This window comes from Weissella tructae (genome assembly GCF_000732905.1).
GTDB classification, from domain to species: Bacteria; Bacillota; Bacilli; order Lactobacillales; family Lactobacillaceae; genus Weissella; species Weissella tructae.
The window spans coordinates 912,242-924,679 of the sequence record NZ_CP007588.1; the positions used below are offsets into that span (position 1 = coordinate 912,242).

The following is a 12,438-nucleotide window of genomic DNA, read 5'->3' on the forward strand; positions in this document are numbered from 1 at the left end:
TATGCCTCCAATTAGTTTAGAATATCTCTCTTAATATCTCCTATTTTAGCAAATTTACTGCTTTCGGGCTACTACCAGCCCACAATTCTGTCGTTATTCAGTGGTATACCAAAGAATTTAAAATCATTTAGTAAAATTGTAGATTTTTTCACCAAACGTTGGTAAAATGTTTTAAACAGTTTTTACCAACCACATATTTAAGGAGATTTACCATGACGACTTTGACAGCGAGCATTGCAGGTTTCGACTTTGATGGCATTCTTTTGAATGCTGCCGGGATTAATTGCCAATCGATTGAGGAACTCGATCAAATCCGTACTGCACCAGGTGCAGCAAGTCTTGTAACAAAGACCGCGACACCAAACGCCCGTAAGGGAAACGAAGGAATTCGTTACGCAGACATGCCAATTGGCTCAATTAATTCTATGGGGTTGCCTAACTACGGCTTGGAATACTACATCGAATACGTTGAAAAGTACCAACACGAAAAGCCTATTTTCCTTTCAACTGCCGGGATTACACACGAAGAAATTCTATACGCTATGCGTCGTATTCAAGAATCTGAATTCGATGGCTTGATTGAATTGAACTTCTCATGCCCTAACGTACCTGGGAAGCCACAAATCGCCTACGACTTTGAAACAACAGAAGCTTTGTTGACAGAAATCTTCACTTTCTTCACAAAGCGTGTTGGCGTAAAGTTGCCACCATTCTTCGATATTGCACACTTTGATCAAATTGCTGCAATCTTAAACAAGTTCCCACTAGCCTTTGTTAACTCAATCAATTCAATTGGTAACGGATTAACAATCGCCCCAGAAACAGACACAGTCACAATTTCACCTAAGGGTGGATTTGGTGGTTTGGGTGGTGCAATCGCTAAGCCAACTGCCTTGGCCAATGTCCGTGCCCTACGTGAACGCTTGCGTCCAGAGATTAAGGTTATCGGAACTGGTGGGGTCACAAACGGACGTGATGTCTACGATTTGGTCCTTGCTGGTGCCGAAATCGTTGAAATCGGAACAACTTTGTACCAAGAAGGTCCTGCCGTATTTGAACGATTGAATGCTGAACTAATTGCTGAAATGGAACGCCGTGGCTACACAGACTTGTCACAATTCCGTGGTAAGTTAAAGACATTGGATACAAAAGGCATTTAGTTCATTGCAATAAAAGCAGTAACCCGCTATACTATTAAATTGAAACGAATCGACCATGCTGGGGTGCCGAAAGGCTGAGATAATACCCATGAACCTGATCCAGTTAGTACTGGCGTAGGAAGCTTGGTTTTGTTTATTAATGATAGATATTAAACAAAACCCCAGTTAATCACAGACCATAGCTACTATGGCCTCATTAACCGGGGTTTTTACTTTGCTCTGGGCGGTCGGTTCGTTATAACTATGTTTTAACACACGTTAGAACAACACATACCGCTCTAGGAGGAGTATATATTATGCAACAACGTAACATCCGGGTGACCATTGAAATCGCCATTTTCATGGCCTTAGCCATCGTCTTGGACCAAATTGTCCTATTCCGCATGCCACAAGGTGGAAGTATTTCATTGGGTATGTTGCCTATCATTGTTATCGCGCTACGTCGCGGTGCAGGTGTTGGTATCACAACCGGTTTCCTAACTGGATTACTTAGCTTTATGCTTGGTGGATTCTTCGTTAACATTTTCCAAATGTTATTAGACTACCCACTAGCCATCGCTGTTATTGGACTAGCTGGTATCTATTCTAAGACTTTCCAAGCACAATTATCTGCTGGACAACTTAACAAGGCATCACTTTCAGCTAGCTTTGCTACATTAATTGCTGGTCTTGCAGAATTAGTTCCACACACAATTGCCGGTGTTGTATTCTATGCCAGTTTTGCACCACAAAACCAATCAGTCTTTATCTACTCATTGGTTTACAACGCAACTGTCATCATTCCAAAAACATTGATTACAATGGTGGTCTTGGTCCTACTAGTACTTAAGGCACCACGTATCTTCACAGATAACCTATAAACAATAAAAAACGTCTTGAACATTCAAATTCAAGACGTTTTTTGTATGCATTTAAGTTGGTAATTATATAGAGCATTTCGAACAATCACGACGACATTCAAATCACTCAATCTACCTCGAAATGATTTCGCACTTCATGCAACGTTAACTGACCTGGCGCAGACGTTACACCTAGATGCGCAAATGTTAATTGTGACCCATATGTAAAACCATCTAGTCTTGTTGCACTACCATACGATCCCATCCCCATCGTAATAAGCGGTTGCTCTGTCATTTCAGACAATGTCTGTGTTGTCATTAATAGCTGAGTTACTTGCTCTTCATGCTCAACTGTTACAGCGTATTTAATGATATCGACAGGTAGATCTTTCAATGACATCAATCGCTCAGTCATATCGATGGGCCATTCCCAATCATGACGTGATGCAATGACGGGGACATCATACTGGTTGGCTAATGCACGTAACTCGGCTAACTCTTTAATCCATCGTACTTCAAGATCAATCGCTCCCACGCCTGACGTAATAGCCGTTTTGTACAGACGATAATATGCATTCCTGTCGTAGGCTTTTTGACCACCTTCTTCGGCTGTTCGCCAAGTCAGGATCATTGGCTGCTGAATTTCCGCAATGGTTGCCACAATAACGGTTGGTGTTAATGTTTGCAAATCTTGCCAAGCATCAATTCGCCATTCAATCACATCTGCATGTGATTCGTTCGCTATCCGTACACATGTAGATAACTCTTGCTTGTTCTTAGCTTGTATTGGAATCGCAATAAACGGGCGATTCCCCGGACGATTTTTCTGACCGATTCGTAATTTTTTACTCATAGTGTGCCCGATGATGTGCCAAAATTTCATCCACAATTGCTTGCGGTGTTTTATTGTCTGTATGAATCGTGATGTCTGCTGCTTCTGTGTATTTAGGTAGACGTTCACGCCACAATTCCCCAACCGCCGCTAAGCTATTTGTTTGTAAAATCGGGCGGTCTGTATCGTCCACGATACGTTCCATGGTTTGACCAAAACTCCCTGATAAATAATACACAGGAATCATCGTATTTTTTAGTAACACGCGGTTTTCGGCTTTTTCAATCACACCACCACCTGTTGCTAAAACACCATTTTCATTCAAAGATTTTCGTAAAATATCCTGCTCTAATTTTCGAAAGACAGTCTCACCTTGTGTTGCAAAAATCTCACTAGGCGTTTGCCTAGTTGCTTTCGTCAGCATCACATCTGTATCCCACATGGGAACATCTAATTGTTGGCTAAGTAATTCTGCGGTGGTTGTTTTCCCCGCTCCCATAAAACCAATTAATATCAATTTCATTATGACCACTTCCTTCCATTAGACTTATTGCATTAATTTTTCTAAATCATTGAAAAACGTTGGGTAAGAGATATCGACAACATTACCGTCCGATAATTGGACCTCTCCATCAGTAATTAACGCTGCGATAGCAAGCATCATCCCAATCCGATGATCGTCATAAACTTCAACGATCGTTGGTTCAGATACAGCCAACGGTGTCCCACCATGAATCACAAACCCATCAGGGCGTTCTTCAATATGGGCGCCTAACTTGTTCAGCTCAGTCGTCACAGCAGTAATACGATCAGATTCCTTCACACGTAACTCACTCGCACCAGAAATAACGGTGGTTCCTTTAGCTTGTGTCGCTGCCAATACTAACAATGGCATTTCATCAATGGCTTGTGGCACATCTTCTGCTGTAACAGTAATCGCCTGTAAGTCTTGTGTCGCCACCTGTAAATCCATGACGGGTTCTACGTCATCGCTTGTTGCTAACGCTGGGAAGTTGGCCCCCATACGTTCCAATAAACGTAATAGACCAACACGTGTTGGATTAACCCCCACTTGTGTAATGGTAATCTGACTATTTGGGACAAGTAATCCCGCAGTAAGCCAAAACGCAGCTGATGACATATCCCCAGGAATTATCACGTTCGTTCCGGTTAACTGTGGACCACCTTGCACACTAATAGCGTTATCTCGTACCGTTACATCAACACCAAATTCACGTAACATACGTTCGGTATGGTCACGTGTTGGCATTGGTTCGATAACCGTTGTCGTCCCACTTGCTTGTAATCCAGCCAACAAGATGGCGCTTTTAACTTGTGCTGATGCCATTGGTAGCGTGTAAGAAATACCGTGTAAGGCAACCTTACCAGTTAGTGTGACTGGCAAGGCATTTGTCTCTGTTTGTAACATAACGCCCATGTCTTTCAATGGTGTTAAAACCCGACCTAATGGTCGCTTAGACAAACTTTGATCACCATAGAAGGTCAAAGGAAATGCAGACCCCGCTAAAAGACCTAGTAATAGCCTCGTTGTGGTTCCTGAATTACCCATATCTAGTGCTTCTTGTGGTGCATGTAAGCCATCAAAGCCAATCCCATCAATTAGCCAACAACCATCTTCTTGTGTCATGCTAACGCCCATCTGTTGAAAGACAGTCATCGTACGTTCAATATCCTCCGATGCCAACAAACCGGTAATTTTTGTTTGACCGTTTGCGACACTCCCAAACATCACCGCACGATGTGACATGCTTTTATCGCCTGGAACTTGAACGCTTCCTTGTAAACCTGCTGGTGCTGATTTTAACTGTTTTATACCCATTAGAATTCACGCACGGCTTTACGATGTGCAGCAACTTGCGCAATCAATGTCTCCATATTATCTGCATCGAATTTATCTAAAATGGCTTTGGCCAATTCAATGGCCACCATGGCTTCCGCAATGACAACTGCGGCTGAAACAGCCGTTGTATCAGAGCGTTCAATTGAGGCACGATGATTTTCATGCGTGTCAATATCAACACTTTGCATCGGACGATATAGTGTTGGAATTGGCTTTACAACTCCTTTAACCACAATCATCTCTCCGTTCGTCATGCCACCTTCAAAACCACCTAAATTATTTGATCCACGATAGAAACCACGTTCTTCGGTCCAGTAAATTTCATCCATGACTTCGCTACCGAATTTTTCAGCATTCGCAAAACCACCACCAAATTCCACACCCTTAAACGCATTAATACCTAAGATTGCTTGACCAATTTTTGCATCTAATTTTGTATCTGCCGAAACGTATGAACCAAGCCCAACTGGTACACCCGTTGCCATGACTTGAACCGTTCCACCGACTGTATCACGATTGACTTTCGTTGCGTCAATCAATTCACGCATAGCAGCGTCCGTTTTTTCATCAAGTGTACGGGTTTCAAATCCTTCACTTGTTTCACGCATGCTGGCTAGATTAGGGAAAGATAGAATCTTTTCAGTGTCAGTCCAAACAGGTCCTACATTCAAAACAATGCCATGGACATCAATGTCCAACAATTTAAGTAGCTTACGAGCAACCGCACCTACAGCCACTCGCATCACTGTTTCACGTGCTGATGAACGTTCTAAAACATTACGTAAATCAGACTTATGTCCATACTTAATACCACCGACTAAGTCACCATGACCAGGGCGTGGTCGCAAGACTTTTCGTGTCGTATTTTCAGGTGTCGCTTCGGCATCAGGATCCATAATAGCTGTCCAGTTATTATGATCATCATTATGCACATTCAAGGCAATTGGTGATCCTAAAGTTACTTGATGACGGATACCACCCATAATAGTGACAGTATCCTTTTCAATTAATTGACGTCCACCTCGACCGTATCCACGTTGGCGTCGTTGTAATTCATGATTAATGTCCGCTGCAGAAAGCGGCATCCCTGCAGGGATACCTTCAACAATCGCAACTTCTTCTGGTCCATGGCTTTCGCCGGCTGTCATATAACGCATACTTACATTCCTTCAATAAATTCTGGTAACTTAGCCATTGTTTTTTGGAGCATGACTGGTTCACCCACTTTGGCCAAACCAATCAGATCAATTTGTTGACCACGTTGTTTCTTATCATGTGTTAATGATGATAGGAAATCTGGATGACTAAACAATTGTGAAAAGACAGGTAATTTAACCGCCTGCAAACGTTGCACAATTGCTTCAGTGGTTCCTGCCTCTGTATAACCATCTCGCTCAAAACGGTCAGACATTGTGACCATCCCAATACCAATTGCCTCACCATGACGTAACTCACCGTCTGATAACAATTCGATGGCATGCCCAAATGTATGACCAAAATTCAACGTCTGACGTTGGCCATGATCAAATACATCTTCTTCAACAATTTTCTTTTTAAAGAGAATTGACGCTTCAATTAGGGGCATTTGATGTTCACGAACATCCGCTAGTGATGTAATCGCTCCTGTCATTTCAGCAAATTCGCCACCCGCTAATAAACTCATTTTAATCACTTCAGCATAACCAGCTGCATAATCACGGGCTGGCATTGTTGCTAAGGTACTTGGATCAACCAAAACCAAATCAGGCTGATAAAATGACCCAATCACATTTTTAATGCCCGCTAAGTTTAACGCGGTTTTTCCACCAATACTCGCATCAACTTGTGCTAGTAGTGAGGTTGGCATTTGAATTAGCCCAATCCCACGCATATACAATGAGGCGATGACCCCTGATAAGTCAGTGACAACACCACCACCTAAAGCAAAGACACCATCTGATCGCGTGAAACCTAGTTCTGTCATACGCGTTAAAATCTTTTCAGCGACTGCGATTGACTTAGCCCCTTCACCAGCGTTAACTGTCGTTGTCGCAACAGTGAAACCAGCATCACGTAATTGTTGGCTAACTTCATCTAGATACAATGGTCCAACGTGATGATCAGTAATGATCATCACCTTCCGTGCCGTCCAAATACGACTTACACGTTGACCCAGATCTTCACGTAACTTGTCATCAAGTTCAATTTCGTAACTTGTATCTTGCGTATTAACGGTAATCATCTGATACCTCCACGAGTTGGTGAATTGTTTGTAGTTCCGGCAGCACATGCGCCAATGTTGCTGGCGTAATAGCTTGTGCTCCATCCACAAATGCCGCATCTGGATTTTCATGAATTTCAAACATTAACCCCTGGGCACCAGCTGCAACGGCTGAACGCGCACCAGGCACAACTAGGGAACGTTTTCCTGTAGCGTGTGATGGATCTACCAAGACTGGTAAATGCGTTAATTCACGTAAAACAGGCACGGCCATGACATCCAATGTGTTACGCGTATATTTCGCGTCAAAAGTACGAATACCACGCTCAATTAGAAAGACATTCGGATTACCATTCGCCATAATATATTCTGCTGCATTCAATAAATCATCAATTGTTGCAGACATACCACGCTTCAATCCAACTGGCTTGTTTTGCTTTCCCAGTAACTTCAACAAACTGAAGTTTTGCATATTACGTGCCCCTACTTGGAAAATATCTGTATACGTATCCACTAAATCAAAATCTTGTGATGACATAATCTCAGTCATCATATCCAATCCTAATTCATCGGCCGCAGCTCGATGATATTGCAAACCTTCTTCACCAAGACCTTGGAAGCTATATGGATTTGTACGCGGCTTGAACGAACCACCACGTAAAATTGTCGTTCCCATCGCCTTCACTTGCTTGGCCATTTCAACGATGTGGGTTGCACTTTCAATTGAATCTGGACCAGCAATTAATGTTAATTCTGCGCCACCAATTCGACTATGGGCTGTTTCTATCACCGTATCATCTGGATGGAACGCTCGTGACACTTGAATTGCGTTTGCGGCCGCTTGTTCAATTTGTACGTCAGCGGGTAGCTTCTTTTGGATAGCCACTGGTAACGCTGCAATAGTCGTATATCCTGCAACACCAACACGATTTTGATAGTTAACCACATGCTCAATATTCGCTTCTTGCAAATCCTTTAAAAGGCCCTGAGCTTCTTCATTCGTACGCAAAACAATAATCATAAGCTTTCCCCTTTTTTGACGCGTCTTAACGCAACGCTTGCATCATACTTTCTCGATGTGGTTCTGATTGTATCCATTGTTGATGACTTAGGATGGCTTGTTCTAATAACATTGCTTGTCCGTCCATCGTCTCTAATCCAATTTGTTGTGCCTTCTGCAATAAAGGCGTCAATTGTTGACCTCGATATTTGAGATCAATCACCCGCGCCTTAGCCGGTAAAAGAGCCAGCTGTTCTTGGTTGAGAACCGTCTCTTCACTACCTAATCCTACAGACGTTGCATCGATCAAAACATCCACAGCAGCCCAATCAGAAAATGTTTCGATGTCGTGGACATCTGACCCTAACAAGTCCGCTACGACTTCTTGATAGCCTTCATACCGTGGACTCTTACGATTCAAAATAAACAACTTCACGGATTCTGGGACAGTCGCCATAATGGCACGAGCTGCACCACCGCACCCAATCATCACAACATTTTGCCCAGCTTTAATATGACTCGATTGCCAAAAGCCAAAACCATCAGTTGTGTCACCGTAGAGTAGGCCATCTTCTCCACGATAGATTGTGTTAACAGCTCCGGTTTTCTGAGCGACGTCTGATATGACATCTAAATAAGACATGACACGTTGTTTATACGGCGTCGTCACATTGAGGCCTTGGTACGTTTGTAAGACGTCCATAATTTCATGTTCAAAATTTTCTGGCTGAATCGGCACTAACGTATACTCCGCGTTAGTACCTTCTGCTGAAAAGCCAGCATTATGTATATTGGGCGACAACGAATGTTCAATTGGCCAACCAATTAGTCCAAATTTTTGCATATTCGTGTCGCCTCCTAATTTTCATTATTTCTATGTTTAATTATACCGCACCCAAATTTAATCGCTCTTAAATTTATCTGCTTTTTAATCGGATTTAATTATTCTTCATTGCCCATAAGAACGGTGGCAAAACAGCAATTGTCACCACTGTTACAAAATCTGATAGTGATGAAAAGTCAGGGAATTCAAAAATCACCATCAAGGCAATCAAAAGTACTGGTACAAACGAGTACACCCAAACCAACTTATTACGACGTGACAAGTTCTTAAACCAATTCACCGCATCTGTGATTGAGTCCGAATGATCGGTGTCTAAAACAAAGTAACCAATACTGTGAATAATCAAAAATACAATACAGTACAGACATAGATACAATCCAATTTCTTGTAGGCGTAATGCATACGGGAATCCATCAATCTTCCCCGCCAACACACCAACCACACCTAACATGAAAATAAAGACATGAGCGTACACAACTTTCATGTTAAATGACTTACGCAGGACATTCGCGCGAAACAATAATGTTTCTTGCATGCCTAGCAATATCTTTCGTAAACGCATTAAAACTCTCCTCTAACTCTAAACTTTCTTTATCAATTCAATCATAAGCACCGCCAACTACAGTGCATCATCGACTTTAATGACGATATTTTTATCTGCTTTCGCTTTATACAACAACTGATCAGCACGTTCAAAAGTGGCCTCATTATTGAAATCACAGAAACTATATGCTGTCATGCCACCAGAAAATGAGACACGTTGATGAATGATATCTGCGGTACGATCCCCTAATTTTGCATTCACATCATTGAGAATTCTTTCAACTTCATCAAACTGTGTTTTTAAATCTAAGTGTTCATCCAAACGAATACTTGTAATCAATTCTTCACCACCATACCGATAAACTTTATAATCTAATAAATTATAGTGTGGGGCAAATGACTCTGCCAATAAATCAGACGCAATTTCTAAAATCATGTTCCCTTTTGCATGTCCAAACGTGTCATTAATTACTTTAAATCCGTTAATATCAACAATCGCTAACAAGTAATTATAATTAACAAATTCTTTGTCGTAGTCTTCATCAAATGCTTTGAAGTTATACAGATTAGTTAATGTATCAACATACGTATCTTGATACATATCCTTTTCAAAATTCAATAAACGAACATACAATAAGTCAATTAGGATAATAGCAATTGAATAGGCAAAAATGTTCATTCCTGTAAACAGGATGATGTCATTAGGCATCAATGAATACCAACGAATTTGTTGCACAATTTCAAAAGTACTCAACAAAATCCCCACCGCAATTAAACGCATTTGATTATCTGTTCCTTTACCAAACAGATACAATGCAATCATTAAACTAATGTAGGTTGATACTAGGGTATACAAAAATTCTCCCCCTGTAATCGGAATATCAAAGGACCAGTTATAAATTAAAATCACAAACGGATTAACTAAAATAGCCCACATAATGGTTTTATAATCAAAGAATTCATAGACAGCCAAAATAGGCAAATAACTTAAAATGATCACCCCTAACATTTGATCTGTCATCAAGACCAACGTGTATGTGAGCGTTAGATACATAGAAAATATCAAAACAATTTTCCATTTTCTACTCACTAATCGGTCGTTCAATTTGGACAATAGTCCAAGCGTTAACATTGCGTTCATCGCAACGGTTAAAATAATCAAAAATCCCAAAAACATATACATAATTCGATCCTTACTCTTCTGTACTACTCTTTTAATTCAGGCTGTATCCCAGACTGAAATACTAATGCTTTAATTCAAATGCAATCTCACGCTCATTAGGTTCACCCACAACTAGGTAACCAGCATCTGCAATCGGCGCTTCAAAAGCCACAGTTCCCTTAATCGTTTCCCCTGGCATCACAACTTGATCTTTCACAAAACGGAAATTGTATGCTTCAAGATCGTATGTCGCAGCATATGGATCATATTGCAACATGCGTTGTGTCGTGCTATCTTCAGCCAATTCAAAATTCAGCTCAGACAACTCCAAATTTTGTTCCCCTGTATTTTGAATATTCAACGCAACACGAATATAATCGTCCGTGACTTCTTCCGTAGAAATCACTTCAAATACGACGCCGTTAATTTTGGCTGAGTCATGAGCTTTCACAACTGTTAGTTCATCAGCTGGTCGGCCATCGTGTAATGATTCCTTATTCAAGGCATCATATACAAGACGATCCATCGCTAGTACCGTATCACTGTTCTCATAAACATCATTGAATTGCGTAATTGTGCGATTAGACAAAATAAATACGAAACCGACCAACGCTACTAGGACACTAATCAATACCATAATGCGACGACGTTTCTTATTCAAAACTAAGTCGGCTAGACCAACAATTAATCCAAAGCTCACAAGTAGCGTTGGTACAGTAATATTTTGGCTAACGAGAAGTGACAGTATCCCAATGACGCTACTTCCAATACTTAGCCCAGCTAATCCCATGAATCGTTCTTTACGCGCTGTACGGGCAATTCGGACCTTTGCAGGTAATAACATGATGATGTCAAAAACAGTATTGAACATCTTCAAGATAATGAGTGCCCATGGTAATCCGGCATTACGTAAGCGGCGTACAGATATTGCAATATCTGGCACAAATGACAAAACAGTAAACAATGTAATTAAGATAATTCCTATCCATACCGGAATTCGCATGGCTGTTAATGTATGACTTAGCGTCATCCCCAAGAACATCCCATCAATCAACGTCAATAGAATAATCCAGTTGATTAATTGGATATACCAATATGTATAGCGTGTGGTTTCTCCCGTGAAATCAAACGCCTGTTTCCAAAATTCTAGATATAATTTCATATCTAATCCCCCTACTTCCTCTAAACAGCTACTTATTCTCTATTATACATTACACTTGTCTTGTTTTTGATGTTCATACCCAATATTATCAACGTCATTTTATCTTTCTAAACACGTGAGAATAAATGCGAGACTTATACTTAAAAATGCCATGACATATATGTCATGGCATTTCGGTTATATCACATTTAAATTAGGTTTTGACGCTTCAAATAAGAGAGCACAGGCATTCCAATTAACGGCACTAAAATCATTCCTGCAATAATTTCAAAAATACCATTAAAACCAGCAATCGATGTAATTAACCAATTCGCCAATCCAGTATCAGGAATCCCCGTAAATGATGTATTCATAAGTGAAAAACTCACCCATGTAATCAACAGTACCAACGCAGTGTTAATAAATGCTGATAAGCCACCCAAGATCATCAAGTATGGTGCTTGTTTCTTCAAAGGGCGTTGTTTAACCCAATATTGATACAAAAGTCCAATCAATAAACCAACCATAATTCGAGGAAATAGGGCTGCAATCGGATTACGGAAAATCAAGGCGCCAATACTCGGCACAGCTGTCCAAGCATGCCACAATGAGTACAATCCCCATACTAAGCCTAAGAGTGCACCTGTACGTGGTCCTAATACAATTGCGCCAATTGCAACCGTAAAGGTAATAATCGTTACCGCAGCACCTAAAACAAAGGCCCCTAAAGGCAATGTCCCTAACCATGGCACAATCGATTGTACCAAGATGATGGCAATAAATAATGATGTTAAAACAAGACGTCGACTGCGTGTTAATTGTTGCGACATGACTCCTGCAACCCCTTTGTATTTAA

The 12,438-nt window shown here is 41.0% G+C and carries 13 protein-coding genes and 1 riboswitch; of the genes, 2 read left to right on the plus strand and 11 right to left on the minus strand.

What is annotated here, in order from left to right; genetic code table 11:
* The first annotated feature begins 212 nt into the window (after positions 1-212).
* Entirely contained in the window at positions 213-1,160 is a 948-nt protein-coding gene (locus WS08_RS04395; protein WP_009496342.1) for a dihydroorotate oxidase, read from the plus strand.
* Between the two features lie 49 nt (positions 1,161-1,209).
* Positions 1,210-1,298: riboswitch (TPP riboswitch) on the plus strand.
* 158 nt (positions 1,299-1,456) lie between these two features.
* Positions 1,457-2,020 (plus strand): energy-coupled thiamine transporter ThiT, encoded by a 564-nt coding sequence (thiT, locus tag WS08_RS04400; protein ID WP_009496341.1) that lies wholly within the window; start codon positions 1,457-1,459, stop codon positions 2,018-2,020.
* 106 nt (positions 2,021-2,126) lie between these two features.
* Here thiT and WS08_RS04405 read toward each other — a convergent pair whose 3' ends face one another.
* From WS08_RS04405 to WS08_RS04455, 11 genes are all read right to left on the minus strand, one after another.
* Positions 2,127-2,852 (minus strand): type I 3-dehydroquinate dehydratase, encoded by a 726-nt coding sequence (locus WS08_RS04405; RefSeq protein ID WP_009496340.1) that lies wholly within the window; start codon positions 2,850-2,852, stop codon positions 2,127-2,129.
* Positions 2,845-3,354, minus strand: a complete 510-nt coding sequence (locus WS08_RS04410) for a shikimate kinase (protein WP_009496339.1) — start codon at positions 3,352-3,354, stop codon at positions 2,845-2,847. The genes WS08_RS04405 and WS08_RS04410 overlap by 8 nt, the downstream gene beginning before the upstream one ends.
* A 24-nt stretch (positions 3,355-3,378) precedes the next feature.
* Complete coding sequence (gene aroA / locus WS08_RS04415) at positions 3,379-4,671, minus strand: 3-phosphoshikimate 1-carboxyvinyltransferase (RefSeq protein WP_038528478.1); 1,293 nt, start codon at positions 4,669-4,671, stop codon at positions 3,379-3,381.
* On the minus strand, positions 4,671-5,849 hold the full coding sequence (gene aroC, locus WS08_RS04420; RefSeq protein WP_009496337.1) for a chorismate synthase: 1,179 nt from the start codon (positions 5,847-5,849) through the stop codon (positions 4,671-4,673). Before aroC ends, aroA begins: the two co-directional genes overlap by 1 nt.
* Before the next feature lie 2 nt (positions 5,850-5,851).
* The gene (gene aroB, locus WS08_RS04425) at positions 5,852-6,913 is read right to left on the minus strand and encodes a 3-dehydroquinate synthase (protein ID WP_009496336.1); all 1,062 of its coding nucleotides are present in this window, start codon (positions 6,911-6,913) and stop codon (positions 5,852-5,854) included.
* Positions 6,900-7,913, minus strand: coding sequence for a 3-deoxy-7-phosphoheptulonate synthase (gene aroF, locus WS08_RS04430; protein WP_009496335.1), 1,014 nt, complete (start codon positions 7,911-7,913; stop codon positions 6,900-6,902). Before aroF ends, aroB begins: the two co-directional genes overlap by 14 nt.
* A gap of 25 nt (positions 7,914-7,938) precedes the next feature.
* Positions 7,939-8,736 carry a shikimate dehydrogenase gene (locus tag WS08_RS04435; protein WP_009496334.1) on the minus strand — a complete coding sequence of 266 codons (798 nt, stop codon included), beginning with the start codon at positions 8,734-8,736 and terminating at the stop codon, positions 7,939-7,941.
* A gap of 94 nt (positions 8,737-8,830) precedes the next feature.
* The gene (locus tag WS08_RS04440) at positions 8,831-9,298 is read right to left on the minus strand and encodes a hypothetical protein (RefSeq protein ID WP_009496333.1); all 468 of its coding nucleotides are present in this window, start codon (positions 9,296-9,298) and stop codon (positions 8,831-8,833) included.
* Positions 9,299-9,355: 57 nt separating this feature from the next.
* Positions 9,356-10,462 (minus strand): GGDEF domain-containing protein, encoded by a 1,107-nt coding sequence (locus tag WS08_RS04445; RefSeq protein WP_038528482.1) that lies wholly within the window; start codon positions 10,460-10,462, stop codon positions 9,356-9,358.
* Between the two features lie 61 nt (positions 10,463-10,523).
* Positions 10,524-11,603, minus strand: a complete 1,080-nt coding sequence (locus WS08_RS04450) for a DUF805 domain-containing protein (protein WP_009496331.1) — start codon at positions 11,601-11,603, stop codon at positions 10,524-10,526.
* Between the two features lie 188 nt (positions 11,604-11,791).
* A complete protein-coding gene (locus WS08_RS04455; protein WP_009496330.1) occupies positions 11,792-12,412 on the minus strand; it encodes an ECF transporter S component in 621 nt (206 codons plus the stop codon).
* Positions 12,413-12,438 lie beyond the last annotated feature (26 nt).